Here is a 24,563-nt window from a genome sequence, read left to right on the forward strand (position 1 = left end):
AACATTAGGAGAGATTTTTTATCTATACTTTTGGCTGGTTAACTTTCATGACCATTACTCAAAATCTGACTCGCTATAATCGCCATCCCCGAAGGGCTAAAAAATCATCTTGGTCGCCCCATTTTGCCCTGGTGGCTTTGTTATTTGCCCTATGTTTGGCAACTTTTGTCAAAAAGTCTCCTGAACCCGAAAAAATTAATCCCTTTTTTGGGCATTTACCGCCCCTAGCAATGGAAGGGGGTGACCCTTATATTAGAGCTTTAATGCGGACGATTTCTGCCAGTGAATCTAATGGTAAAAATCCCTATATTCTGCTTTATGGCGGCCAACATATCCATGATTTAAGCCATCATCCCAATACCTGTATCCCTATTAAAACAAAAGTAAATCAAGGGCTCTGCTCCACAGCGGCAGGACGTTATCAATTTTTGACTAAAACTTGGCAGGAAAAAGCGGCTTTATATCATCCTCAACGTCAAATAAGAAAAATAAACTATAGTTTTGACCCTGAATCCCAGGATTTAGTTACCTATCGATGGCTGATGGATCAACACCATTGGGGCATAGACCTTTCCACCCAATTGCAAAAGGGTCAGGTTGAAGAAGTATTGAAAAAGCTTTCTCCCACTTGGACAAGTCTAGGTCATGGTATTGAAGACAATATTATGACTGCTTCTCTGCCAACAATTTATCAAAAACTGTTGGCGGAGGAACTCGCCCAAGCTAATTAACAAACCATTTAGCCCTAACCACTATTGGGCAAGTAATATCCCCCCTGGGGGCATAAAATAGAGATCAACTTTCTCCTCTCCATCAGCACCATGGGCAAACTACCACCCATCTTCCACTGCTTACAAAACCGTCTATTCGCCCAGTTATACCTAGCACAAACCATTAATTTGCTGGGGGATGCGCTGACCTGGGTGGGATTGGCCCTATTAGCCTTTGATTTAGCTGGTGAAGGGGCCGGGGTCATCCTTGCTGGAGCCTTAACCCTGAGAGTAACGGTATTTGTACTGCTGTCCCCTGTGGCAGGGGCGATCGCCGACCGTTATGATCGCAAGCGAATTATGATATTCACCCATCTGGCAAGACTCGGAATTATTTGTCTATTTCCCTGGGTGACCGAAGCTTGGCAAATTTATGGACTAGTTCTGGGGCTAAATGTATTTAACGCCTTTTTTACCCCGACTTATACTGCGACGATTCCTCTAGTGACAAAGAATGACGAATATCCCCAGGCGATCGCCCTCTCCAGTGCCACTTATCAACTTTTGGGGGTTTTAGGGCCAGGGTTAGCAGGTAGCTTGGCAGCTTTTGTGGGAATAAGAAATATCTTTTGGGGGGATGCCCTCACTTTTTTGATAGCCGCCGTTTTGATCCTCACATTGCCAGGAAAGCTTTTGGCTAACTCAACTCCCCAGCCAGTTCGTACCCCGGCCCAAATTGGACAGGATATAGCTACTGGAACCCAATGTCTTTTCGGTGATCGCCTGATGCGTTATGCCCTAACTATGCAGTTAGTCGTGTCCTTAGCGGGCGCAGGAATTTTGGTAAACACTGTAGGTTACGTCCAAGGCATTTTACACCTAGGCAAAATTGAGTACGGTTGGGTAATGACGGCTTTTGGACTGGGAGCAACATTGGCATCCCTTGGTTTGGGCAACACTAAGCAACAGGGAAAACGAATCCTTTTAACTAGTTTTGGAGCCATCCTAATGACCATTGCTATCCTTCCTGTGCCAATGGTTAATCTCCAGGGATTACTAATCTTGTGGGCTGGGGCTGGTATTGGTCAAACCTTGGTCAATGTACCCACCCAAACCTTGATTGCTAACCGAGTCGCTAAAAACCTTCAAGGCCGAGTTTATGGTGCCCATTTTGCCTGGAGCCATCTCTGGTGGACTTTTTCCTATCCCTTAGCAGGCTGGCTAGGCAGTTACTCTGCTCAAAACAGTTTTTTCTATCTGGGGATTTTAGCCCTTAGCCTGTTTACTCTGTTTTATTTTTTACGACCCTCTGACCATTTTGAACAAGGATTCTGGCATGAGCATAGCCACTACCATAGCTCAGACCATAGCCATCTCCACTTCCATGGAACAGAGGAAGCCTAACGGCAAACCAACTACCTTAGCCGAATTTACTCTCCACATCAAACAAAATTACTTATTAATTTAATTACTAAACAATCAAACTGTTCTTATTGTCCTTAAATCTAGACTGATTTCCCGCCCCGAATTGCTAAAGATAATTGCATCCCGCACCGTTCACAGACTCAACCAACGGACTGCTTTTTTCCCAAGGCGATCTCGCAGAGATCCGCTTTTCGGTGCGCCTTCCAATCGGCGGGATAACGATCGCCTTTCATAAACAACTTGTCCAGCGAAAAAAAGACTGACTGGACAAAAGAAATATAGATAGGATAAAGCTTTGAGATTTGATGTCCAGCATAGCAACCGATATGTCCAGTCTCATGTCCAGCGCAAACTGTACAAATCCAGTGGAGGCAGAAGGGGTTAAATTTTCTCGACAATCCAGGCGGACTGATTACCGATTTTTCCAGACCGCCGAAATATCCAGCAACCCCTAGTAAAAGTTTCACCCTTAGGCTTAACCCCTAGTAATTCTTCAATCTCACTGGTGGTCAAAATCCAATTATGGGCAGCGGCTTCTTCTAGTTCCCGATGCTTGTCCAGTGGCGATCGCCGGTTGAAAGACTGCATTAAGTTAAGCAGGGCAATGGTTTGGGGGTTTATGTCCAGCCCTGAGTCCATAATGTCCAGTTCTGACCTGACAGTATCGGGGGAATTGTCCAGTCTAGACTTTACAATATCCAACGACTTGTCCAGTGCAGGGTTGACAGGTTCAAAACTTACCGTTGTTTCGGCGATCGGAGTAAAGGTTTTGAGACTTCCTCCTTCCGCCAAGTGTTGATGGATCTGATCAAGCAACTCGACTTGCTCCGGGGTGGCGTAGCTACTTCTGCCCTGACGACTAAGGGTAATCCCCAAAGCTTTTAGGCGATCGTACAAAGCTTGGCGACTGGTCAAAGCATAACGGTCACAGAGTTGTTTAATATCCATCTTGTTTTACTGTTTTTTGAGGGATTTGCTACTCCTGCGGCAGGACAAACAATCCATGGCAACCATAAAAATAGCTGGCAGCCGATAAAATTTTTTGCATCCTAAAGATAAGCATTGGGGCTGACAGCCAACAACAAATGCCAACCTCAAAATGTCCTGTCGCCAAACCAAGGAAGCGGAGGCAGAACAAACATTAATGGCAACCACAAAAATGCTGACGAGCCACCATAACCTTTGCTTTTTATTGATAACTTTCCTGCGAGGAAGCCAACAATAAATGCCAACCTTAAAGAGTTCTGGCGTAGCGTCAATACTTCCCCCGACTACCCTATTGAAAGCGGCAATCAGGGGCGGTTAACTTGTCCAGTTTACACTTTACAGATTGACTTGACAAGTGCCTTAACAGGTAACTTGATATGTAACTTGACAGACTAGACAATAATGCCAAGCTCTCTTAGGATAAGGATTACAGGTACTTTACAGGTTTCCAACTCTTGTACAGCAGCCAACTTGGCCTTGGGGATATACTTCGACCCCTTACGCTGTCTGATGCCATTCTCCCAAATCTCATAGTGGTAGTAAAATTGCTCATAGGACTTACCCTTTTTATGGCAGTAATGGAGTTGAATATAGCCAGAACCTTCTCCCTTCAACCTACGTTTTTTAGGTGGAGGTTGGTAGGGAACTATGGGCTTAAACTGGTCACAACCATTGAGGTTATTTTCTACAAGATACTTACCCTTGAGTAAACAAAACTTCCAAGCAGAATTGGCAGGAATTGAGCTATCAAAGGAGTTACAATTAGAGCATTGAGTGGAGGTAGAGGACTCGCTGGAGGGCAATACTGGCTTGTCCTGGGGTAACGGTTCTGCCGGCCAGTTTGCGGGCTTTAATTCTGGCGGGGGTTCCGGTGGGGACAATGCAGAATTGGGGGCCAAGGCCTGAAACCAATTGGAAGGATAACCCTGAATCAGAGCGTAGGCCGTTGCGCTCAACTGTGAGCCATTGGGAATGAGCCCGTTGCTCCTCAACCATTGCTCCAACTTGTTCGAGCCAGCTTGGCGGTAGGTGCCCAAACAGGCCGTGGGGGTAGGAAACAATAAACAATCTTTCCCTACGGTGGCCCGCTCCAAGCTCCTGCGCCGAGATAATTTCAATTTCGCCTTGATAGCCGACCATTCGGAGTCCGCCAAGGATTGCTCTAAGGCCTCGATGGATAACTCCCAGGGGTTGCTCAATAACGACAAATGGGGGATGGCACTGGGCAACGATGCGTAACACTTCCCGAAAGAGGCCTGACTGGGGATGGTGGAGGCCTGTTTTGGTTCCTGCTCCACTGGTGCCGGTGCAGGGGAAACCAGCGGTAACAAGGTCAAATTGCCCTGGGCTTGGGTAGTAGTCCCTGATGTCGGCGTGGATGGGGATGTGGGGCCAGTGGTGGGACAAAACGGCGTGGCAGTCGGGGTCGATTTCAACAAACTGAGTTGTTTGTATTTTTCCTCCGGTTTGTTCTGCGGCCAGGGTGAATCCCCCACATCCGGCAAAAAGGTCGAGGTGTTTAAGCTTTCCATGGCTAGAACTCCTCGCAGTGGATGATTTGGTCAGTGTCGGAGCAGTATTTGTAACTTGGCGATCGCCGAGCATAATTAATCGCTTTCTCCCGTAGGATGGGGTCGTAGAGCCATTGATTGAGCCGTTCCAGTTCGGACTGGGGTTTGGGACAAACTTCCCGCTTACCACCAAAACCCTTGAGCAAACCCTGCACCATTTGCTTTAATGCCTTAGCTTGCTCTGGGGCTACAGGCTCGGATTTTTGCTGGCGTTGGAAAACCTTTAGTCGGGTGCCGTCGGGAAGGATGGTGTACTGAGAATCAGGTGCCGGGGAAGAATTTTCAGGAGGGGCAGATTCAGTTTGAGAATTTTTACTGGGGGTTTCAACACTCACCGCTGACACAGACCCATCCCCAGTCAGTTCTTGGGGTTCTTCGGTGGGGCTTTCACTTTCCCAAGGGGAGGGTTCACAGTTAGTAACCAGAAAACAAGTTTCAGTAGGGGCCAGCTCGGCTTCTTCAAGATCTTTACCAGGGGATAATTCCGCCACAGGTTCAACAACTTCCAAACCCCTAGTAACTTCCTCTGTCTTTGGGGGAAGCACAGGCGAAGGAGTAGCCACCACAGCCACCGGATTCATTTCTGGGGGCAGAACCGCCGTCACAGCTCGTTGATGGATGATTAGGTTCCTTTGCTGGTCTTCGGAGATTTGACAGCCATTGGCGAGGCGCATTTGGGTATTTTCCACCCGATGAACAAACTCTTTCTGGTACTGCTCCCAGCGAATAGGCAAATTAGCCGGGTCTTTCCTGAAATGAGCCAACACATCCGCCTGCTTGTCGTGGAATTCTCCGCCATAACGCTTCTGCCAGTTCTTCGCCAACCAATTCCGGAAGTTGGGGTCGAGCTTGCCCTCAATACTCCAGGGGCCATCGGGTAGCCAATCAAAGTCTTGGTTCTTCTTGGTGCGCTTTTTAGTACGGCGGGCGGCGGAATATTTTTCCTCTCCCTGACTTGTCGCTATGACAGATGAGTTTTGACTAATTTCTGCCGTAGCTAGTTTTTCCTGGGTTTTTGGCTTAGTTCCATCACCTCGTCCATTTGTATTTATTTCCGGATCTGGAATTTTTTCTTTTTCCTCGCTCTGGCCGTCTGAAGAGTATGAGAAAGTCTTTAAGTCTGTATATATAGTGGAGTCCCATTTTTGGGACTCGGAGACGCATTTTTGGGACTCGATTTCTATTTCTGGGACTGGATTCCCATTTTTGGGACTAATCCAAAACCCAAAAACCCGCTCAGAAACTAGTAAGCCTGCATCAGTTAACTGGGCTAGGGCACGGTAAAAAGTCGTTCTACTGATTCCTATGGCTTCTTTGGCTATTTCCCAGGTGATTCTTACCCGGCGATCGCCAAAAGGATCGAGGGTAGTTGCCCATGTCCATAACTCCCAACTGGAACGAGGTAGTTTAGCGGCTAGGAGTTCTCCGGCAGTATCCGTCGTTAGCTTGTAGAATTGAGTCATAATGAAGTTAGGCCTCGTTTATTTGGTAAGAAAGAGTATCGGGGCTGTTTTTTTCGTATGATAGACTTGAGAGGTGCTTAAAAAAATTTAAACGCCATTAAACATCAACACTCTATCATTTAAGGGGAAGCACAATGAGTCTTTGTATCGAAATATTGAGAGAGAAGGTTAGAAAATATCGCCTTTCTCAGAAATTGATTGCTGATGTGGCAAATCGTAGTGAGACTAATATTTCTCAGGTTTTAGCTGGCAAGTCTGTTCCGTCCGTTGAAAGCTTTGAGCAGATTCTTGATGCCTGTGACAAGATAAAACCTGGTTTCAAGTGTGACTATTGGCGTTCTATGGCAGGGAATAACTTCGATTTACAGGAATTTGTTTATTCTCTCAGCTCTGTCGAATTTGGGATGTTGCTTATGATTGCAGGGCAAAGGGTGCAAGAAAAGCAGGGTCGTGCAAACCTTGTTGCTTCTTAATTACAGCCGATTGCGCTTCAACCTACTACCCCAAGTTAGTGTCAAAAGTTTGCCAAACTGCTTATTAGTTGTTCTGCGGTGATCTGCCATTGCTGTAATCAATGGTTAATCTCTGAATTTTTCCATGATTTTATAGTATGTGCTTCTTCTATCTATGTCACTATAGATAGAATGTAATTATCAAAACTGCTATGAACTGTGAACAACCTGAATTAAATGACAAACTTAATGCAAAAAAAGATTTATCTAAAAGTGATCTGGTTTTGATTATGGGTGGATGTAATTCTGTTGAAGCAAAAACCTTTATCCAGATTAACGGTGATACTCTCACAGCTTTTGCCACTGCCCTTCAAAATTTGCCTTCCGATTCAGTGGTCAAAATTTTAGACCCTCTTGGTGAAGTTCTTAAGGCGGCGGGCATTGCTATTACTAAGGCCCAGGTTTAATATATTTGCTCTTCTAAAGTAGTTCAATTAATAAAAAACTCCTGGGGTTGCTAGGGGATTAGGGTTCACTAAATTTTCTAGGCTTGATTTTTCCTAGCCAGCCATTCTTCCCGCGAGATGGTGCCTGGGGCCAAAACTGTCTGTTTCTCTGGTTCTCGCCGTTGTCCCATTTTGAGGGGCTGGGGTTTATCCTTCCTCCACAGGTCACGGCCCAGGCCAAACTTGGCGCAACATCTTCTCAGGGCCATAGCTTCCGCATTGGAGCTTGGATCGCCGTAGCTATTGCAATCAATGTCTTCAGTGCCGGTGGCCTGCCTAGTCAAACTGCGGTCATCCCCATGGATCGTAAGGGAGCCGGTGAGGGTTAGGCGATCGCCCTTAGAATTTGGGTATGTTTGACAATCTGTGCAAATTTCTGGCTGAATCATTTTCCGAAGACTACGCCGCCTGGTTGCTGGGACGACCAATCAAATTGACCAAGCTCAGTCCGACGGAACTATCCCTGGAGCCAATTCGGGCTGACTCCCTGATTTTGGAGCAATCGGAAGACTTGGTTTTACATTTGGAATTCCAAACGGAGCCTGATCCTACTATGGGCTTTCGGATGTTGGACTATCGGGTGAGGGTATATCGCCGTTTTCCCCAAAAGACAATGCACCAATTCGTCATCTACTTAAAGCATAGTAATAATGACTTGGTTTATCAGGACAGTTTTCGGGTGGGGGAGACTGTCCATCGTTATCAGGTGATTCGGCTCTGGGAGCAACCATCGGAAGCGTTTCTCCAAAGCCCAGGACTATTACCCCTGGCGGTATTGACGCAGACCTCTGACCCCGCACTAAAATTGAGGGAAGTAGCGACTGCATTGGAACAGATTGAGGATAATCGGGTTAAGGCAAACCTCATGGCCGCAACCTCAGTTTTTGGAGGAATTCTGCTGGCCCCTGAGCTGATCAAGACAATTTTAAGGAGTGAAATTATGAAGGAATCCGCTGTCTATCAAGAAATTTTGGAGGAGGGTAAAATTGCCGGCAAACTGGAGGGTCGGTTGGAAGGAAAATTAGAGGGCAAATTGGAGGGCAAACTAGAAGGTAGGCTGGAGGCGAAACTAGAAACCATACCCCTACTGAAGAAATTGGGTCTTACGATCGCCGAAATTGCTAAGGAGTTAGACATTGATGTTGAACTGGTTAATCGGTTTGTCGCTAACCAGAATAATTAAGGGTTGAAATGGTCGTTGCCCGGAATATGGCTTGACTTATCCCTTGGCGATCGCCGTTAACCCCTAGTAAAAATAAAGGAACGTGACGCGACATAGGGTTAAAGATAGTTCTAATTGTCATTACCCTGTTTATCGTCGCTATCATCATCATGATCTTCTCGCCCTTTATGGGAATCATTATCTTGGCTGGCCACGTCCTGGGAAGAAAATTGAGCAAGGGTGTATTAACTCTGCCCAGAATTACTAGCAACAGTCTGGTTTATATTGGTGGCTAACGTTGTACCGCCCCATCCCAAACCAGTAGTGATTGTCAATATTAGAAAAGACTTAGCTGAAATATTCATGGAAAAACTCCTAAAGGTTTTAATTGCTGTTCTATCCTCAAGTTAGAACCTAAATGTAAAGAACCAGGGAAGCCATCAGTCTGACCTCTGGCGATCGCCGTTAAACCCCTAGTAAAACTTGTTGATCGCCTACATTCTCAATGCACGGTGGTAATCCACGGTGCCATCAAATATAGACCCCACAGAAAGCCGGGCTTTAGCCGGGCGGACTTTGTTTGTCATCAGTAACCGGCAAGAACTTTTGGCGATCACCATGATGGATAACCCCAAGGCGGCGCACAAGGTTCAACTACCGTAGAGTTCCCCGCAAGCAAGGTTTAGGGTTGTTCCTTCGGTGTTGAGTAATGATTTTTCCCCGCCACAATACTGGTAAACCCTGTGAAATGGGAATGCAGCGATGCTCTGTCGAAATTCCGTGTTTACTTTTTGTAAAATTTTGATAGAATCTGCGAGAATTTAGTTATCTTAAGAGCAAGAAAAATGTTTGTAGGGTTAGGTCACACATGAAGGGAGAGGTACTAAAACGCCTATTCCGCGCTGTTGCCGGTGATGATTCACAGGCAGTACAGAACATGCTGTCAATCGTAGTAGAAGAAGAACGCAAGTTAGGACATACTAATCTTGCCAGTCAACTTGAAAGTATTCTGCGGAAAAAAACTAATCCTGTCAAATCTGAAAATTCATCATTAAACCCCACACGAGAAAGTACTTCAAAGTTTTTGGAGAGAGCCGCGTCTAAAGCATCCGACAGACAGTCTCTCACTCTCCTGTCGAGTAAACATAGGTTCAATCATCCGTTTATTGTTACGATTCCTCGTGATAATTTGCGGCATCATATGATTCTTGCTGATGCCGTAGAAACACGATTTCGCCGTATTGAACGGGAATATGCTGCTCGTGATCGACTTGCCCATCATGGGTTGCGCTATCGCCAAAAGATTTTGCTTTACGGTTCTCCAGGGTGCGGCAAAACGATGGGAGCCGAACGTATTGCTTGGAATACAGGTTTAACTTTGGTCAAAGTTCGCTTCGATGCAATGGTATCTTCCTATTTAGGAGAAACTGCTACTAACCTACGCGAAGTATTTGAGACTGCTGCTGCATTTCCATGTTTGCTCTTTATTGATGAATGTGATGCATTGGCAAAATCTCGTGAAGATAGTCAGGAAGTTGGTGAAATTAAACGGGTAGTTAATACGTTCCTTCAGCTACTTGACGAGTATGAAGTCTCAAATGGGTTACTTGTTGCTGCAACTAATCTAACTAAATTTTTAGATGAAGCTGTATGGCGAAGATTTGATGATGCTATTGAAGTACCAAAGCCGACAAAGCGGGAAATTGAAGTTATCTTAAAACAGACACTCTCTTCGGTTGAGGTTGGGTCAATTAATTGGAACTCGATTATACAAAAGATGCTCAATTTCTCGGCTGCACAGGTGGTCAGGGTTGCTCAAGATGCGGCGAAGCGTGCCATTCTAGATCGAGAAGAGTTAGTCATTCAAGAACATTTAGAAGAATCAATTCAAGACGTTTTAGCTTCTCATGTCTGAGCCATCGAAACAATTCAAACATATTCAACTAAGACTGTCAAACATAGGAACTGCGTTTTTAGATCCTCGGAAGCGACCTTATCCGTCTGATCGATCCTTTGCGAATAAGGGCAATCGTGGCGGACACGGTGGAAGACTCAGGTCTTCCGTATCCTCCATTATTTCTGATTGGAAAGATACTCTTGAAAAACGCCAGCAAGAAGGAATGCCGGACATTCAAAATGTCCCTTCATTTATACTTCAAGTAGATCCAAAATCATTTGATGCAGACGACTTAAGAAAGTTTAATATTGAAGTAATTCTTGAATTAGAAGATGGTTATATTCTTGGCGCTTCGGCTGATGCTGAGTTGACTAAACTCCAGGAAAAGATTCAGAAGTTTATTGCTGAAGAACATGGTGGAGGAAAAGTCGCTGAGATCTGGGAAATTCTAGAAGGTAAGTTTAAGCGCCTTGAATACATTCTGTCGCCAGATTTGCTTGCTCGATGGGATCAGATTCTAGATGATCACATTTACACAGTTGATATCAGCATTGCCTGTGTAGGTCTCAATTCTAAATTTTCAGACTATCCACGCCAACAAGAGAATGAAGACCCTGAGAGATACGCTCGTAAGGTTGCTAGGTGGACTGATAGGCGTGACCAAACTTTGCAGGAATGGGAAAGGCTACAACTTGATAGAGAAAATGATTTTGAAGACTTCGTAAGAAAGCTTGATGGAACATTCCTTCTGCTTGGTGATCATGATGATCGCTCCCATCTTGCACTTTTGCCCGATAGTTTCTCTAGTCGCATTGAGATTTCTGGCAAGGGCTTGAAAGACTTAGTTGCCAATTATCCCTACGTTTTTGAGGTTAGCGAACCAGATCAAATAGCTGAACCATTAACAGATGGTACTATAGTGGCAAGTGATCAACCTTCATTTACACTTGATCCGCCACCACCATTAGCTCCAAAGGTCTGCATCATTGATAGTGGCATCCAAGAAAGCCATCGTTTCTTGCGTGTTGCCGTAGATAGCAGTAATTCGCGATCATGGGTTCCTAATGAGGCTGATCAAAAAGTGGATCGTGTATCAGGTGGTGGGCATGGTACACGAGTCGCTGGAGCAGTTTTATATCCTCAAGGAGTGCCACGTACTGGTCGGCAAACAGCAATCTGTTGGCTTCAAAACGCTAGGGTTTTAGGACAGGATTGCAGATTTCCTGACAGATTATACATACCAGAAGTTTTAAACGACATCGTAGATTTCTATCATTCCCAAACAAGTACTCGCATCTTTAATCACTCAATTAATAGTTCAGCCCCTTGTCGAAGGACTTACATGAGTGCTTGGGCTGCTGAAATAGATTACCTTGCTTGGCAAAAAGACATTCTTTTTATTGTTTCAGCCGGAAACCTCCCTACTGTTCGACTTCCAGGACTGAGTATTACTCGCAAGGCTCTCACAGAGCACTTTGAGGAAGGGTGTGCATATCCAGATTTTTTACTAAAGGATTCGTCTCGGATCGCTAATCCTGCCCAAAGCTTTCAAGCTTTAACTGTAGGATCGATCGCTCATTGTACCTATAATCGTCCACCGAGTACTTCTGTGGCATTACAAGACTATCCCTCAGCATTTTCCTGCACAGGCTATGGCATTTGGGATTCGATAAAGCCTGAAGTCGTTGAGTATGGCGGAGATCTAGTCAAAGACGAGGGGAATCCGCCTAGCTTTTCTACACCTACGGATGTTTGCCCCGAGTTAGTAAGGACGACGATAGGGGGAGCGCCAGCAGTTGCAGCGGATAATATTGGCACTTCCTTTGCAGCGCCTAAAGTGACTCATATTGCAGCAGCCTTGGCATCTAATTTCCCACAGGAAAGTTGCTTGCTCTATAAAGCTTTGATTGTGCAATCAGCAAGATTACCTGCATGGGCTAATGATGAACCTGATCTTTCCTCAGCTATCCGTATGATGGGATACGGTTTGCCTAATCTTGAGCGTGCACTTGGTAATGCACCTAATCGTGTGACATTGATTACTAATGGGGATAGTCTAATCCAAGCGCGACAAGCACATATTTATCAAGTAATCATTCCAGAAGAACTGCAATCTCCAGCAGAAGCTTTTGATATTCTTATTGAGATTACACTTTCTTATAAAGCTGAACCACGTCGAACACGGCGTAATAAACGCAAATATTTATCTACTTGGTTACATTGGGAATGTAGTCAAAAAGAAGAATCACCAGATAGATTTTTAGCTAGGGTTCTTGAAAAATACGAAGCTTCTGAGGATCAGGAAGATGGATCTGGATTATTCGACTGGACACTTGGACAGCAGAAAAATCATAGTAGACGGGTAAAAGATACTTCTAGAGGAGTTGGGGCAATTCAGAAAGATTGGGCAGTAGTCAAATCTTTCGACTTGCGAGACACTTTCTGTATAGCAGTTGTAGCTCATAAAGGCTGGAATAATGATTTAACAGCTCAAGTGCCTTATGCTCTAGCTGTTAGTTTTGAAATCATAAATTCGGAAGTTTCTATTTATAATTCATTTGTCCGAGCTCAATCTTCATTACAAGTGCAACAGCAAGTGCAAGTGAGTACCTGATAAATTTATTGAAAATCTGGCAATTATAAACGTCCAAGCCGAAATTGATGTAAAAAATAAAGCAAGAAAAAAAGCCATAAATCGGTAACAAAAAGAGCCTTGACAAAAAGAGGGGGACATATAAAATAGCCCCACTCAATGACACTCATTGCAATTATGAAGTACAAAATACTTTCCAGTCTAGCCTTGGCAGTGCTAGGCATAACGGCGATCGCCCCGATGGTGACGGCAGGCATAGCAAAGGACAACTACACCGGCAAAATTTACTCCACTGGTCACGCTCCCCGTGATGACGTGTATGTTTATTATTTGGATGCTCCATTGACCAAAAAAGTCTCTGCCAATGAATGCGGTATTGTGCAAATTTCCCTTGGCTCAATACCCCATACTGGTTCCACAGAAGTAACGTTGGTAGGGGTAGGGCCAGCAACGGTGAGTTCCTTTCCTTTAATGGCTAAAGCGGATGCACCAAAATGTTCCAATGGTGTGGCGACTAATATTCCTGTTGATGGAAAAGCACGCTATGTTCCCAATGCTGAAACGGGTAATCAATCTTTAGTGTGGACAGGGCAAACACCTTTCACCCAGTACGACATTACGTTTCCTATACCAAAGGAAAGAAAGCTGAAATCCAATGCTTGCGGTGTTGCCACCATATCATCCAGTAGTTCCTACCCTTCCACGGGAACGTTCCGCATGGGAGGGAATCCAACTGTTTATAACTTTGCCACGGTGACTGGAGTTAATGCCGCCCCTGGTTGCAAAAACAATACTTTGCTATTGCCAGTTGGCTTTCCTAACTAAGGTCGGGGTAGATAATCAATTAGCAAAGACAAGAGAAGGACAGGGTAAAGGTTAGATGTAAACAAACCAATTATTCACCGTCCCCACCACCGAGCACCAGCAATTTAACCGTTATCACTTGACTCCTCAGCCGTGACCATTCCCGAAAAGTTGCGGCTTTTTGGCGGTCGTAGCTACTCAGTTGAGCCAAATATCTTTCACTGTCCCCCTCCCCAAAGCGGTAGGAGACCTTGGCAATTTCGAGGCGTTGTTTATCCCGCTTGGCGATCGCCTGCTCAATTTGAAAAGCCCGGGCCAATTCCTCCAGTTTGAGGACTTCCACTGTTACCTGTTCCCGGAGTTTTTGCTGTAATTCCGCTCTATTGCGTTGTAGTTCGGCAATTTTGATTTGAATATCCCCAATGGCGATCGCCCGTTGTTGCTGGGAGTCATTGCCAGCGTATTGTGACCAGTTGAACAAAGAACCCAAGCCCTGGCCCAGGAAAGCGGCCGCCACATTCCCAAGGATGAGACGGAAGGGATTATTGACCGGTGCTTCCACCCCATTGCTGACGGGCCCCAGGGTGGAGTAGAGAAAGACCTGGAGGAAAGGGGAGAAATTAGAGATGGCAATGGAGTCCAGATTCTTTTGCCTGGCCTCTTCCACAGCGGCGATGCTCTCATCAATTTTGTCCTGGAGGTCTGCCAAGAGACGGGAATTTTGGATGGCGGTATTTTGCAGTTGATTAACACAGGATTCCGTCGCCACACTACAGGGCAAGTCCCCCAGCATCTGTGACCAAACATCCTCACTAATTTTTTTATCTACTAAATCATCCAGTTCCGGGTCAAGGAAAGGATTGGGTTGCCCCTGGGGGTCTTCCATCAATTCCGGGTCATCCTCACTACCAATTTCCAGCAGATCCGGTTCCTCAATTTCCCCGTCTTCCTCATCAGTTAGTTGAGCTAGGGCCGGTGGTGTCCAGGTAAAGGGTAACGGCCAGCTTGCCGTCGGTTTGGCGGTCAAACTTAATGCGGCGAATAGTGCCAGAGTAAGGGCTTTTGACTTGAACGATGCCATTTAACTTTTCCTCCACAGCGGACAATTGCTCCCGGAGCTGAGCTAATTTAAACTCCCGGTCTAGTTTCTGATTGGCCACATTGATGGCCACCTGATTTTCTTCCTCTGCTCGGCGGGAAATGGTGATGCGGTGGTTATATTCCGCCAATTCCCGATTTTCCTTAGCGGCCCGTAACCTGGACTGGGCCTGTTCAAGTTCCCCCCGGGCAATGGAAACCTTACTTTGCAGGTCGGTTAACTCTTGGCGTCGGTCTGTTTCCACCTCAAAATATTCCGCTTGGAAGAATTTATACTCCGCTTCCTTACCCTCCAGGGTCGTTTTGGCTTGTCGTAGCTTCTCCGTTTCATGGGTCAACATCTCCGGCGGCAAACCCCGCAGGCCATTGACCGCATCCAGCTTGCGTTGCTGTAACTCAAACGCCCGGTGGGCCGCTTCCACATCGGCCAGGGAACGTTCCACCTTAGCTTTGGCAGAAATAAAAGGGTCAGCTTCAATGGCCGTGGCTAGATTGCGTTGGGCTTGGGCTAGCTTAATTTCCGCTAATTGAATGGCGGTTTCTTCCACGGTGTAGGAAATGGGGGGCAGTTCCCGCAAAGCTGGGGCCGGTTGCAGGGCCGGGACTAATTGACCTTCCACATTGGCGATCGCCAGGAGTCTTTCCCGTTTGTCCCGTTCCAGTCGGGAGCGTTCCGCTTCTTTGTCCGATAACACCTGACCCCGGTTGACCGTATCCCCTTCCCGCACCTTGAGTTCCGTGGGGTCGCCTAGGGTGAGGTTAATCTTGAGCCGGTTGGGAGTAGTCAGGGAGGAATCATTACCAGGGGTATTGGTAGTGTTAGTTTGGGCATGGAGGCCGCCAAAGACCACCGTGCCGAGGATTACCGCCAACAGTAAAGCTCGCCAATTCATAGCATTGTGTCCTCCCTAAGAATCAAAAAAGCCAGGAGCAGACAAGTGGCAAGGGTTTGCATACCAACAAGGGAAAGAATAATCAAAGAACTAATCATGGTGTATTCCTTTGGTAGTAGGGAGTAACATTAACTTTGTTGGCATTTTTGCCAAAGCGTACTAACGATTCCAGGGGGTTCAGGTTGGCGATCGCCTCTTCGGAAAACCTGAAGGTACGGGCAGTGACAGGTAATTCAGAGGAATCAACCGGAAGAATCAACTTAGTGAACGTATTGGTCAGCACATCCTTGGAAATATGACGGGAAGACTGGGAAGCCACCCACAGGCCCAGCCCATACTTTCTGCCGTCCGCCGCAATTCTGTCCAACGCTTTGGAATGGCCCAACTCCTTGGCTTCATCAATGAACAAGACTGTTTTCGGGGTGGGAATGCCATGCTCTCCAGATAACCGATGGTCATTCATTAACTGTTGAGCTAACGCATCCCCGGCGATCGCCTGCAATTGGGGCGGAAGTTTGGACAAATTCCAACGGGTCAGGGTTTGGTTGAGGGGCTGGCTTTTGTTGAAAATGCCGTACTCAAAAATGGTGGAAAGCTTCAGCCTCAGTTTTTCCGCCTCCTTGTCTTCCCCGGCCATTTCCTCCAGTAAATTCTCCAGGTCACTAAAATTTGGTGGCACTTTTAACCAACTTTCATGGGACTCCTGGGAGATACCCCGACGGAAGTAACAATGCTTGAAGCAGTCCAACAGTTTCGCTTCCTGATTGGCCCCCAAAGTTAGGGTTTTTTTGAACAGTATGGCCAGCTCAATGGCCCGGAGATTAGGGCCACCCCCTTCCTGGTCGAGGTTCAACCGCATGGGGTTAATGCCAGCATTACTTTTCATGTTGACGTGGTAACAAGTCTCCCCCGGCAATTCCTGATCCCCATGGAAGTCAATGATGACAACGTTTGCTAACCTACTCACTTCCCAGGCGATCGCCTTCAGGGTTTGGGTTTTGCCGGCCCCGGAACCACCGATGATGCACCCGTGGGGATTGGCCACTGTGGCAGGGTTCCAATAAATCTGCCCACCGATTAACACCCCTTCCTGCTTGGTGGGGAAAATATTACTAGGGGTTACGGTGCGGGTTAGTCTGTTGAGTTGGGGACGTTTACTAGGGGAGAAAGTCATGGCAGTTACTAGGGGTTAGTGGTGGTTAGAAGAGGCCCCCCTGGCCCCCCAATTCTGGGGGGAACCGGATTTCAAGTCCCCCAAAGTTGCCGGAGCTTTAGTGAGGAGATTTAGGGGGATATTAAATTTGGGATATTGGCCAATTAGCGTTCTTCAATGGTTTTGATAGTGACCGACCCCCTAACGTATTGGTCTTGGAGGAGGTGGATCGCCGTTTCAATGGGGGCATGGTCGAGGGTGACAAATCCTCCAGCGTGGCGGATGGGGGCAAAGGCAAAGGCGGACTGTTCCAGCCTTAAAACACTGGGGTCATCAATGGTGAGCTGGCCACTGAGGAAAGTCATGGGTTGGATGTAGTCTTCCAGCAGGTCGGGCGGTTCATCATCGAGGTAAATGGTGTCAGTGGTAATCACTGCGGGTTCCCCTTCCCGGCCTCGAATGCGATTAACAATGATGGTGCTGTCCGCTTCGGTGCCCACTTTCACCACCTGGTCATCCTGAAGTACCAGAAAGCCCTCGCCGTTGGTGGCAATTATCGGGGCCTCTTCTTTGATTGGCGCACGATTCCCCGCCCAAACCCCTTCATACTCGGCGTAGATTATTTGGTTGCCCCCCTTACGGTTGTACAGTTCCGTCACTCCACTGGGGGCGGCAATCAGGGCATTGAAGTTTTTCACCAAACCGCCCGTGTTATTGAGTTGAAAAGTCCAAACGGCGATCGCCACCACAAAGACCATCAACCAATATTCAGCAGCACTGCCGGTGGAAATTCTTAAGTTACGGTTCCCAGGACAAACACAGCGCACCCCCAACGGGTAAAACATTTCCACCCCCGATTTGGTGAAGCAGTCCAAAAACCAACCGGCGAAGTAGCCGATATTCAGGGCATGGACGATTACTAAGGGAATAACCGGCATGGCAAACCAAAGACCATAGGTGACTGTTGCCAAAGTGATGGAAGCTAACAGGGAATGGGTGGCACTGCGATGACTAAACCGTTGCTCCAGGGGTCGGGAAATAAAGGGTAAGACTCTCCCGGCCGGTGAAGTGGAAATGTCGATGTCCGGTAACAAGCTGGCGATCGCCCCAATCAGAATGGGAACCGGGTTGGTGGTTTGGACTGCCATGCCAACGGAAGCCGCCCCTACTAATAAATGGGTAATGGTGAGCATCAGTTGCTAATCCTCCTCGATTCCTTCGGTAGGTAGTAGGACAAGCGGGCAACCCCCAGGAAAATGGCCCCACCAATGCCCGCCAGAATATAGAGGGATTGATTACCAGTGCCCAGGCCAATGAAGCGATAGCAGATAAAGACAATGCCCACCAGGAGCAGTAAAGGGGTGATGTCGAAGTATCTGCCATGGTCACCCGCTTCGTTTTGGATGCCCAAAAAACCTTCCTCGATGGCCCGCTTGGCCAACATAGGATTGCCCCCGGCCCGGCTTTGGAGCTTGGCAATTTGATGGGGCTTTAAATCTGACCCCAGGGCGATCGCCTCCTTCTCCATCAAGTCCCGGATCTGGTATTCCGCTAGGGGTTTGAGTTCAATGCGGGGGACATAGATAAACAGGTCAGTCCTAGGAGGATTGGTGGCGGCCAACAGAATGGGAACCCCCACATCCTTGAGCTTTTTGAGCCAAAGCCGAAATTTGACTTCCAAGTAGTGGGCATCGTCAAAGATCAGCACCGCCCGATTAACGCTGAACCATTGGATTAACTCTTGCTTAAGCACTTCCACTGTTTTGCTCCGACCTTCCAGATTTTTGATATCGACCCCGGCCATGTCGGCGATCTCCGTTAGTAAGGTCTTGGGAGTGGCCGGTTCAAAGTAGGCACAGGTCACCCCATCCGCTAACAACCGTTCCCACACCCGCCGCACCAAATAGGTTTTGCCCATACCCTCCCCGGATGTCACCAACACTGAGCGAGCGGAATAAAGGGAATGGAGCAGACCTTCCATCTCCGGTTGCCGATAACAGTTGTTCCCCTGGGGCTGGACAGATTCCAGATCATCTAGGCCGCGAATTGGCCCTGATTTTTCTGGTAACTCTTCGCCTTCGTAATCCATTGGGAAGCCACCACTAAAGGATTCTGGGGCTTTGGGGCAATGGCCACCTTGGACTGCTCCACCTGGGCTTGGAGATCCGCCGGTAAATGTTGGGGATTTTTCAGGATTTCAGCGGTTAGTAAATTCTGGGCAATTAAGATGCCCGCCGCTTGATTTTGGGCCGCCCGGATCAGCTCAGCATGACCCAGTTCCTCGTCCCCTTCTAGGGCATCAAAATTAATCACTTCCGCAAACTGTTCTAGTTCCCCTTCATCAGTGACCATGGCCAATTGACCTGGTTTGGGATAATCGGCCATTCTGCCCCCATCACTTATCCAGCGGTGGAGGTTATCAAGTTCAGCCATTTGTTCATCGGACAAACTGAACAAATCATCAACTTTGTCCAACGAATAGCCTAAATATTTCAGCCGATTGAACACTGTTGTCCGGGCTACCCCGTAGGATTTTTCCAGTTGTTGTACAACGTCACGTTTGGACTTTCCAGCGATGGACATTTTTTAAATCTCCCAAATATTTTTTTGTGGAACTTGTCGTTTAGGGGATTCTATATGACAATTTTTTTCTGTCAAGTCCAACGCTGGACTAAATTTGTCCAACGTAAAGGAGTAAAAATCCAGCGGCAATCCGCCGGACAAATTGCCCTTTGCCATTGGACAAAATCTTATTTTCGCTGGACAAACGTTGCAAATGTCTAGTGATTTGTCTAACGCTCTTATTGCACAAACTGGACAATTCTTCCTTGGTCTTTGGACTGTCCAACGCATCCAGTATTAGTTGGCGGACAACTTCACCTTGTTTATGGGTAGGCCAGTCGTGGGAGTTAAATTCCATAGTGAACTCCTTAAAATTAATAATTTATATTGTCCAATAGCTAAAGAGAAATGACTACAAAGATTAGAAAATTTAACTTTCTTTAAAGTTTCCTTAATTTGTCCACTAACGCTCTGGCAACTCTGTTTAACTGCTGAGTTGATTATTGGGGATGCTATTAAGTGGGGGCTAAAATGTAACGATATTTATCAATCTCAGTAGGAAATTTTAGCTAGATAAATCGACCCCAATAATTTTTACTAGGGGTTTTAAAGTTGGCGATCTCCACAAACACCAGTTACGGTTAGGGGGCTAAAACTGTGTTTATAATGCTGTACCTCCACCAGTTTGGACATCAATAATGATTAACCTAGCCATTGAATTAGCCCAACGATTTGGGAATTATTTAACCCAGGCTGATTACGACACTGCTTACACTTTGTTAGTCCCGGAACTTCAGCAGCAATATTCATCCCAAACCTTACGGCAAACGGTGGAAGAAATGATTAGCTATGGTTCTGGCTCCATTGAAAAAGCCACTGTCATAGTGGACTGCCTGTTGACCGAGTGGCAATATCCCACCATGGAAGCTGATGATGTGGTTTGGCTCTACGTTTCCCTGGAAGGGGAAGATTTTGCCGAAGCTGTGTCGGTGATTGTTCAACACCGGGAGGGAAAATTAGCAATCCGCTGGCTTGAGTGGGGCAGGCCCTAATCCGTTTACTCTGAGATCAGAAAGGGAACACTTCCCAAACGGCGATCGCCATTAAATAGATGATTGAATTATTTTTGGTGTTGGCCAAAACCCCACCGGCCCAATGCCATCCCAGTTACCCTGACCTTTGCTTACCCATTGGCCGGGACGTTGATTGCTCTGATATTCCCGACAACAAAAAGCCAGTCAGGATTACTGGCAAAGATGACCACCGCCTTGATAGGGATAAAGATGGTTGGGGTTGTGAGCTTAAGGACGGCGATCGCCAATAACCGATATGATTTATCAATCTGTCCTAAAACAGTACAAATTACACCCTTGAAAATCGTCTTTAACCCTCATATTTGATTTTTCAGGTTAACTACATCATTTTCTTCGGTAAGTCCCCGTATCAGACGATTTAGGACATAGCGGCAGTTTTCAGAATTTATCAACTGAGAATAATTAGCAATAGTTTATGTTGAGCGATGGAGAGTTGAAAAAATTCCACGATAGAATTGGGGTTGTGGAAGTTATTCAATGTTTCCTCAGAATTATTGAATGAAAATTAACCGCCAGGGGCAAGCAAAGGTATTAACTGAGCAGGAACTGCATGACCTATTCACCGTTGGCTTGCTCACTCCCCGCGATCGCCTTCTATTTGGTATTTGTCTTTATACTGGTTGCCGCATTGGGGAAGCTTGTTCTCTTGCTTGGGCTGATGTCACCAGCGATGCCATGACTTTCCGCATTGAAAAAACTAAAACCAAGTCCAGTCGGACTGTGGCCATTTCCCCAGCATTGCAAGCTCTTTTTGATCAGTACCGGCAAGGCCAACAATTTGTTAGATTTCCCTCTGCCTATGTGTTTCGGGGCAAACGGGCGGGGTCACACCTTCATCCTTCCATGGCCCACAAGATTTTGAAAGCGGCAACGGATAGAATTGGAGTGAGGGGAGTATCGACCCATTCTTTCCGTCGCACTGCATTAACTATGATGTGTCGCAAGGGCATTAATTTGCGGGTTATTCAGAAGATTAGTGGTCACAAGAATTTGAATGTGTTGTCCCATTATCTGGAGGTTTCTGAACAGGAGAAGGAGCAGGCCCTATCTACAATCTCGTTTTAGAATTCAGTTAGTTTCCGGTTCCAGCCAATGCTATCATTCGCCATGCCCATCAGATTAACCATGGTCAGTTAAGAATTTGCCCTTATTTTTTTCTGGAATTGGGCCATAATATCTGGAGTCAATTCGTCTTCAGGAGCTACTATTTCCCGTTCTTCTAAGGCTAATTGAATATCTTCTGATTTGGCTATACCTAAATTATTAAGAAGACTAAGAAATGAAGCCTGTTGTTTTTCCATATCTTCAGGTAAAACAGGCTTAACAAAATAGTGCTGGTTAACTTGTTTTGTCAAGGCATAGACAATATATTGATTTAAGGATACTCCCTCTTGTGAGGCTTGATGGCTTAATTGTTGATGTAAGCTTTCGGGTAATCTTAAGGTTAAACGACTCATATTTAATTATTATTGGTCAGTTTTAAAATCAATTCTACAGGGGTAAAAATTTGTAATCCCAAAACCTGTTGGGCACTCCGAAAATCTTTAATGTTTGAGGTAACGATCACCGCATTGGCATTCATAGCACAGTCAATTATCAAATCATCACCAGGATCTGGGGAAGTAGGCCGCCAAGTAAAATAGATTGTTGTAAATTCAGCATGACTTAGTAGTTTTCCTAGCACTGGCTTTAGTGTTTGCCAACGATGGGCTGAAAGTTTACGGGCGAGGACATCTTGATATTCATAGGCGATTGCCGTGGAGACATTAACTACAAAAAGTTTGGCTAACCAAGCTTCAATAATTAGTCCTGAAGCACCCCCTTGTTTTGTTAATCCTTCTAAAACTACATTGGTGTCAATGACTAGGCGGGGGAATACTTGATTTGCCATGACACCACTATAGCACTGTATTTGGTGTTAGATGTTAAGTAGTAACTTCTGCCAAGGATTTTTTCTGATGGTTGGCGCACCGTTCAGCGGATCTCTATGGCGATCGCCTGATGTCTGTTGTAGCAACCCAGGTAAGCAGGACTAAAAAACCACAATTTACTGTTATTGGTTTGTTAACATTGCTCAAAAATTCTGTACCCCACTTTTCAGTAGCCTGTTTAGACCGTTTATCTATCGGGTTGTAAGGCAAAATGGCGATCAGGTTAAATTTTTATCAATCTATTTCACTAATTAACAATCCTTTTTGAATAGCAAGAACAACAGCCTGGGTACGATCACGCACTTCCAATTTTTGGAGAATGGCATGTACATGGACTCGAACAGTACCAGGGGCAATGAAAAGGGTATCGGCAATTTCTTGGTTACTTTGACCTTTGACCATCAGACCTAAAATTTCTTGTTCACGCTTAGTTAGGGCTATTAGCTCATCGGTTTTCTTAGAAAAATCAATATTGTTTCCAAAGGAATCGAGATCAATGGAGTGGGTTTGAAAAGTCGTCTGAATTTCTTTGGAGGCAACGGCATCCCACCAAGTAGCACCGGCGGCAATGGAACGAATGGCAAGCACCAGAGATTCAGCGGGTATCCCTTTAACACAGTAACCTTGGGCTTTTGCTTCTATCAATCGAGCAATTAAAGCGGGTTTGTTATGGGAAGTAAGGGCTAAGACTGGTAGATCGGGGTGTTGTTGTTTAATTTGTTGACAGGCTTCAATGCCCCCAATGCCAGGTAGGCCAATATCTAGAATTACAATATCAAAAGTCCGTTGATTGACTAGGGCGATCGCCGTTTCACCGTCCTCTGCTTCGGCCGTGACCTCCAGGGTCGATTCCTGTTTGAGGCGAGTCGATAGCCCCAAACGAAATAATTCATCGTCTTCAACTAGAAGAATGGAGATCGGCTTCGGGGTCATGGGAAATTAAAGGCAGACATCATCAAGGCCTTTTCCTGGAGTTGGGACTGGACAGGTAGGCGAAAAGCAAATATCGCTCCCCTGGTCGGGCGGGCTTGGGCCCAGATGGCGCCTCCGTGGGCTTCAATAATCTGGCGACTCAGGTACAGTCCTAGTCCTGTTCCTTTGGTTTGACGGTTACTATCTCCTTGATAAAAACAATCAAATAAATGGGGGATTTCAACGCTGGCAATACCCTGCCCTTGGTCAGCTACTTGCACTATACAATCATTTCCTTTACGTTGAACAATCACCTCTACCAAGGTATTTCTCAACGAATGATGAATAGCATTGGCGATCAGGTTACTAAATACTCGCTGTAATTGCAGAACATCGGCCGTAACCGAGCAAGGCTGGCGAAAGTCTGATTCCCCTTGGTGCAAACGGATACGTACTTGTCTTGAAGCGGCTAATGCTGTGAGTTGCGTGATGGTTTCCTGTGCCAGGGCAATAACATCTACTTGAGTTGGGTTAAGGCGCAATCCTTCGGCGTCATTGCGGTAAACATCCATAAGGGTTTCAACCAATTGTAAGGTTGTGCGATGGCTACGGGCCATAATGGCGATCGCCCGGTGTTGGGCTGGGGTAACGGGGCCAAACTGTTTAGCATCTAGGGCATTAAGAGTTTCGATCGCCCCTAACAAAGGAGTTTTAAGATCGTGGGTCAGGGTGGAGACAAAATCTTCCCGCATCCGGGCCAATTGGTCTTGGGCCATGATTTGAGCTTGTTGGTAGGTGATTTCCTTTTCGTAAAATTGGAGGCGATCGCTCAGCCATCCTGTTACCCCCAGGGCCATGACGGTGATGGTTCGGTTGGCAATCGTTACCGGGGCGATCGGCTCTAGCCCGGGAATAAACAAATTTAATAGGGTCAAGAGAATGGCGATCATGGTCACCCAGCGGGTGGCCCACCGTCCTAACTTGCGGCTGGCCAATAGCACTGCGCCGATGTATAAATAGCCAAAAACATAGGGCGGGGGCGTACTATATTCCAAACAAATTACCACCACAAATAAGGCCACAATTAGCCAAAATGTCCTTTGCCAGTCGGATTGTAGGGAAAAGATGGGCATGGGAAATGATCAAAATGATTAAATTTTTTGCATTGACTATTTTTCTCAACCTTGTTTAATTGTCAACTATTTTCAGTAATGGGAAGGAGTGGTCATTGGGAAATATACCAAATGATATAGATATTTAAAACCCGTCTAAACAATAGAAATAAAACTGTTTAGATAAAGGCGTATATTTTTGCCATAAACGTGCTTCTATACCTTGTGTTTTTGGAGA

At 46.2% G+C, this 24,563-nt stretch carries 27 protein-coding genes; 12 read left to right on the plus strand and 15 right to left on the minus strand.

Going from position 1 to position 24,563, the window contains the following annotated elements; genetic code table 11:
* The first annotated feature begins 47 nt into the window (after positions 1 to 47).
* Together D082_RS17135 and D082_RS17140 are read left to right on the plus strand one after the other, a co-directional pair.
* Complete coding sequence (locus D082_RS17135; protein ID WP_144428776.1) at positions 48 to 731, plus strand: glycoside hydrolase family protein; 684 nt, start codon at positions 48 to 50, stop codon at positions 729 to 731.
* 90 nt (positions 732 to 821) lie between these two features.
* Positions 822 to 2,114, plus strand: coding sequence for an MFS transporter (locus D082_RS17140; RefSeq protein ID WP_040123035.1), 1,293 nt, complete (start codon positions 822 to 824; stop codon positions 2,112 to 2,114).
* A 402-nt stretch (positions 2,115 to 2,516) separates the two neighbouring features.
* Here the strand turns inward: D082_RS17140 and D082_RS19265 are convergent, their stop codons facing one another.
* From D082_RS19265 to D082_RS17165, 3 genes are all read right to left on the minus strand, one after another.
* Positions 2,517 to 3,083, minus strand: a complete 567-nt coding sequence (locus D082_RS19265; protein WP_238546936.1) for a hypothetical protein — start codon at positions 3,081 to 3,083, stop codon at positions 2,517 to 2,519.
* Positions 3,084 to 3,884: 801 nt separating this feature from the next.
* Positions 3,885 to 4,727, minus strand: coding sequence for a DNA cytosine methyltransferase (locus D082_RS17970; protein WP_081857722.1), 843 nt, complete (start codon positions 4,725 to 4,727; stop codon positions 3,885 to 3,887).
* Positions 4,657 to 6,156 carry a hypothetical protein gene (locus tag D082_RS17165; protein ID WP_040123037.1) on the minus strand — a complete coding sequence of 500 codons (1,500 nt, stop codon included), beginning with the start codon at positions 6,154 to 6,156 and terminating at the stop codon, positions 4,657 to 4,659. Before D082_RS17165 ends, D082_RS17970 begins: the two co-directional genes overlap by 71 nt.
* 134 nt (positions 6,157 to 6,290) lie before the next feature.
* Between D082_RS17165 and D082_RS17170 the strand changes: the two genes are divergently transcribed.
* Positions 6,291 to 6,629 (plus strand): helix-turn-helix domain-containing protein, encoded by a 339-nt coding sequence (locus D082_RS17170; protein WP_028949132.1) that lies wholly within the window; start codon positions 6,291 to 6,293, stop codon positions 6,627 to 6,629.
* A 191-nt stretch (positions 6,630 to 6,820) separates the two neighbouring features.
* The gene (locus D082_RS17175; RefSeq protein ID WP_028949131.1) at positions 6,821 to 7,075 is read left to right on the plus strand and encodes a hypothetical protein; all 255 of its coding nucleotides are present in this window, start codon (positions 6,821 to 6,823) and stop codon (positions 7,073 to 7,075) included.
* Positions 7,076 to 7,152: 77 nt separating this feature from the next.
* On the opposite strand, the gene D082_RS17975 is transcribed toward D082_RS17175, so the two are convergent.
* Complete coding sequence (locus tag D082_RS17975) at positions 7,153 to 7,503, minus strand: hypothetical protein (protein WP_071880946.1); 351 nt, start codon at positions 7,501 to 7,503, stop codon at positions 7,153 to 7,155.
* Here D082_RS17975 and D082_RS17185 point away from each other — a divergent pair.
* From D082_RS17185 to D082_RS17205, 5 genes are all read left to right on the plus strand, one after another.
* Positions 7,467 to 8,297, plus strand: coding sequence for an Rpn family recombination-promoting nuclease/putative transposase (locus D082_RS17185; protein ID WP_028949130.1), 831 nt, complete (start codon positions 7,467 to 7,469; stop codon positions 8,295 to 8,297). The two genes, D082_RS17975 and D082_RS17185, sit on opposite strands and share 37 nt — an antisense overlap.
* Positions 8,298 to 8,801: 504 nt before the next feature.
* Complete coding sequence (locus tag D082_RS18680) at positions 8,802 to 8,939, plus strand: hypothetical protein (protein ID WP_158506531.1); 138 nt, start codon at positions 8,802 to 8,804, stop codon at positions 8,937 to 8,939.
* 205 nt (positions 8,940 to 9,144) lie between these two features.
* Positions 9,145 to 10,191 (plus strand): 26S protease regulatory subunit, encoded by a 1,047-nt coding sequence (locus D082_RS17195; RefSeq protein ID WP_028949128.1) that lies wholly within the window; start codon positions 9,145 to 9,147, stop codon positions 10,189 to 10,191.
* The gene (locus D082_RS17200) at positions 10,184 to 12,787 is read left to right on the plus strand and encodes a S8 family peptidase (protein WP_028949127.1); all 2,604 of its coding nucleotides are present in this window, start codon (positions 10,184 to 10,186) and stop codon (positions 12,785 to 12,787) included. Before D082_RS17195 ends, D082_RS17200 begins: the two co-directional genes overlap by 8 nt.
* Before the next feature lie 156 nt (positions 12,788 to 12,943).
* Positions 12,944 to 13,591, plus strand: a complete 648-nt coding sequence (locus D082_RS17205; protein WP_238546931.1) for a hypothetical protein — start codon at positions 12,944 to 12,946, stop codon at positions 13,589 to 13,591.
* Positions 13,592 to 13,661: 70 nt separating this feature from the next.
* On the opposite strand, the gene D082_RS17210 is transcribed toward D082_RS17205, so the two are convergent.
* From D082_RS17210 to D082_RS17240, 7 genes are all read right to left on the minus strand, one after another.
* The gene (locus tag D082_RS17210) at positions 13,662 to 14,597 is read right to left on the minus strand and encodes a SurA N-terminal domain-containing protein (RefSeq protein WP_238546932.1); all 936 of its coding nucleotides are present in this window, start codon (positions 14,595 to 14,597) and stop codon (positions 13,662 to 13,664) included.
* The gene (locus tag D082_RS17215; RefSeq protein ID WP_028949124.1) at positions 14,524 to 15,561 is read right to left on the minus strand and encodes a hypothetical protein; all 1,038 of its coding nucleotides are present in this window, start codon (positions 15,559 to 15,561) and stop codon (positions 14,524 to 14,526) included. Before D082_RS17215 ends, D082_RS17210 begins: the two co-directional genes overlap by 74 nt.
* Before the next feature lie 94 nt (positions 15,562 to 15,655).
* Positions 15,656 to 16,735: an ATP-binding protein gene (locus D082_RS17220; RefSeq protein WP_028949123.1), complete on the minus strand. Its 1,080-nt coding sequence runs from the start codon at positions 16,733 to 16,735 to the stop codon at positions 15,656 to 15,658.
* Between the two features lie 143 nt (positions 16,736 to 16,878).
* Positions 16,879 to 17,907, minus strand: a complete 1,029-nt coding sequence (locus D082_RS17225; protein ID WP_028949122.1) for a metal-dependent hydrolase — start codon at positions 17,905 to 17,907, stop codon at positions 16,879 to 16,881.
* Positions 17,907 to 18,803 (minus strand): ATP-binding protein, encoded by an 897-nt coding sequence (locus D082_RS17230; protein WP_238546933.1) that lies wholly within the window; start codon positions 18,801 to 18,803, stop codon positions 17,907 to 17,909. Before D082_RS17230 ends, D082_RS17225 begins: the two co-directional genes overlap by 1 nt.
* Entirely contained in the window at positions 18,749 to 19,297 is a 549-nt protein-coding gene (locus D082_RS17235) for a hypothetical protein (protein ID WP_028949120.1), read from the minus strand. The genes D082_RS17230 and D082_RS17235 overlap by 55 nt, the downstream gene beginning before the upstream one ends.
* Before the next feature lie 88 nt (positions 19,298 to 19,385).
* Positions 19,386 to 19,634 carry a hypothetical protein gene (locus tag D082_RS17240; RefSeq protein ID WP_028949119.1) on the minus strand — a complete coding sequence of 83 codons (249 nt, stop codon included), beginning with the start codon at positions 19,632 to 19,634 and terminating at the stop codon, positions 19,386 to 19,388.
* Between the two features lie 340 nt (positions 19,635 to 19,974).
* Between D082_RS17240 and D082_RS17245 the strand changes: the two genes are divergently transcribed.
* From D082_RS17245 to D082_RS17255, 3 genes are all read left to right on the plus strand, one after another.
* A complete protein-coding gene (locus D082_RS17245) occupies positions 19,975 to 20,328 on the plus strand; it encodes a hypothetical protein (protein WP_040123039.1) in 354 nt (117 codons plus the stop codon).
* A gap of 59 nt (positions 20,329 to 20,387) precedes the next feature.
* Positions 20,388 to 20,600, plus strand: coding sequence for an excalibur calcium-binding domain-containing protein (locus D082_RS17250; protein WP_051738978.1), 213 nt, complete (start codon positions 20,388 to 20,390; stop codon positions 20,598 to 20,600).
* Between the two features lie 268 nt (positions 20,601 to 20,868).
* Positions 20,869 to 21,435, plus strand: coding sequence for a site-specific integrase (locus tag D082_RS17255; protein WP_040123040.1), 567 nt, complete (start codon positions 20,869 to 20,871; stop codon positions 21,433 to 21,435).
* 68 nt (positions 21,436 to 21,503) lie between these two features.
* Here the strand turns inward: D082_RS17255 and D082_RS17260 are convergent, their stop codons facing one another.
* The 4 genes from D082_RS17260 to D082_RS17275 form a co-directional block, all read right to left on the minus strand.
* Positions 21,504 to 21,827 (minus strand): YlcI/YnfO family protein, encoded by a 324-nt coding sequence (locus tag D082_RS17260; protein ID WP_028949115.1) that lies wholly within the window; start codon positions 21,825 to 21,827, stop codon positions 21,504 to 21,506.
* A 2-nt stretch (positions 21,828 to 21,829) separates the two neighbouring features.
* Positions 21,830 to 22,261, minus strand: a complete 432-nt coding sequence (locus D082_RS17265) for a putative toxin-antitoxin system toxin component, PIN family (protein ID WP_028949114.1) — start codon at positions 22,259 to 22,261, stop codon at positions 21,830 to 21,832.
* 274 nt (positions 22,262 to 22,535) lie between these two features.
* Positions 22,536 to 23,234, minus strand: coding sequence for a response regulator transcription factor (locus D082_RS17270; protein ID WP_028949113.1), 699 nt, complete (start codon positions 23,232 to 23,234; stop codon positions 22,536 to 22,538).
* Positions 23,231 to 24,346, minus strand: a complete 1,116-nt coding sequence (locus tag D082_RS17275; RefSeq protein ID WP_040123041.1) for a sensor histidine kinase KdpD — start codon at positions 24,344 to 24,346, stop codon at positions 23,231 to 23,233. Before D082_RS17275 ends, D082_RS17270 begins: the two co-directional genes overlap by 4 nt.
* Positions 24,347 to 24,563 lie beyond the last annotated feature (217 nt).

Origin of the sequence: Synechocystis sp. PCC 6714 (assembly GCF_000478825.2) — a bacterium.
Taxonomy (GTDB): domain Bacteria; phylum Cyanobacteriota; class Cyanobacteriia; order Cyanobacteriales; family Microcystaceae; genus Synechocystis.

Excerpts from the sequence above, each read along its gene's own strand:
- D082_RS17975 (WP_071880946.1), bottom strand. The coding sequence starts at position 7,503 with ATGATTCAGCCAGAAATTTGCACAGATTGTCAAACATACCCAAATTCT.
- D082_RS17275 (WP_040123041.1), bottom strand. The coding sequence starts at position 24,346 with ATGCCCATCTTTTCCCTACAATCCGACTGGCAAAGGACATTTTGGCTA.
- D082_RS17255 (WP_040123040.1), top strand. The coding sequence starts at position 20,869 with ATGAAAATTAACCGCCAGGGGCAAGCAAAGGTATTAACTGAGCAGGAA.
- D082_RS17250 (WP_051738978.1), top strand. The coding sequence starts at position 20,388 with ATGATTGAATTATTTTTGGTGTTGGCCAAAACCCCACCGGCCCAATGC.
- D082_RS17165 (WP_040123037.1), bottom strand. The coding sequence starts at position 6,156 with ATGACTCAATTCTACAAGCTAACGACGGATACTGCCGGAGAACTCCTA.
- D082_RS17200 (WP_028949127.1), top strand. The coding sequence starts at position 10,184 with ATGTCTGAGCCATCGAAACAATTCAAACATATTCAACTAAGACTGTCA.
- D082_RS17205 (WP_238546931.1), top strand. The coding sequence starts at position 12,944 with ATGAAGTACAAAATACTTTCCAGTCTAGCCTTGGCAGTGCTAGGCATA.
- D082_RS17170 (WP_028949132.1), top strand. The coding sequence starts at position 6,291 with ATGAGTCTTTGTATCGAAATATTGAGAGAGAAGGTTAGAAAATATCGC.
- D082_RS17225 (WP_028949122.1), bottom strand. The coding sequence starts at position 17,907 with ATGCTCACCATTACCCATTTATTAGTAGGGGCGGCTTCCGTTGGCATG.
- D082_RS17260 (WP_028949115.1), bottom strand. The coding sequence starts at position 21,827 with ATGAGTCGTTTAACCTTAAGATTACCCGAAAGCTTACATCAACAATTA.
- D082_RS17220 (WP_028949123.1), bottom strand. The coding sequence starts at position 16,735 with ATGACTTTCTCCCCTAGTAAACGTCCCCAACTCAACAGACTAACCCGC.
- D082_RS17175 (WP_028949131.1), top strand. The coding sequence starts at position 6,821 with ATGAACTGTGAACAACCTGAATTAAATGACAAACTTAATGCAAAAAAA.
- D082_RS17270 (WP_028949113.1), bottom strand. The coding sequence starts at position 23,234 with ATGACCCCGAAGCCGATCTCCATTCTTCTAGTTGAAGACGATGAATTA.
- D082_RS17245 (WP_040123039.1), top strand. The coding sequence starts at position 19,975 with ATGATTAACCTAGCCATTGAATTAGCCCAACGATTTGGGAATTATTTA.
- D082_RS17215 (WP_028949124.1), bottom strand. The coding sequence starts at position 15,561 with ATGAATTGGCGAGCTTTACTGTTGGCGGTAATCCTCGGCACGGTGGTC.
- D082_RS17235 (WP_028949120.1), bottom strand. The coding sequence starts at position 19,297 with ATGTCCATCGCTGGAAAGTCCAAACGTGACGTTGTACAACAACTGGAA.
- D082_RS17140 (WP_040123035.1), top strand. The coding sequence starts at position 822 with ATGGGCAAACTACCACCCATCTTCCACTGCTTACAAAACCGTCTATTC.
- D082_RS17230 (WP_238546933.1), bottom strand. The coding sequence starts at position 18,803 with ATGGATTACGAAGGCGAAGAGTTACCAGAAAAATCAGGGCCAATTCGC.
- D082_RS17240 (WP_028949119.1), bottom strand. The coding sequence starts at position 19,634 with ATGGAATTTAACTCCCACGACTGGCCTACCCATAAACAAGGTGAAGTT.
- D082_RS17135 (WP_144428776.1), top strand. The coding sequence starts at position 48 with ATGACCATTACTCAAAATCTGACTCGCTATAATCGCCATCCCCGAAGG.
- D082_RS17185 (WP_028949130.1), top strand. The coding sequence starts at position 7,467 with ATGTTTGACAATCTGTGCAAATTTCTGGCTGAATCATTTTCCGAAGAC.
- D082_RS17265 (WP_028949114.1), bottom strand. The coding sequence starts at position 22,261 with ATGGCAAATCAAGTATTCCCCCGCCTAGTCATTGACACCAATGTAGTT.
- D082_RS17195 (WP_028949128.1), top strand. The coding sequence starts at position 9,145 with ATGAAGGGAGAGGTACTAAAACGCCTATTCCGCGCTGTTGCCGGTGAT.
- D082_RS17970 (WP_081857722.1), bottom strand. The coding sequence starts at position 4,727 with ATGCTCGGCGATCGCCAAGTTACAAATACTGCTCCGACACTGACCAAA.
- D082_RS19265 (WP_238546936.1), bottom strand. The coding sequence starts at position 3,083 with ATGGATATTAAACAACTCTGTGACCGTTATGCTTTGACCAGTCGCCAA.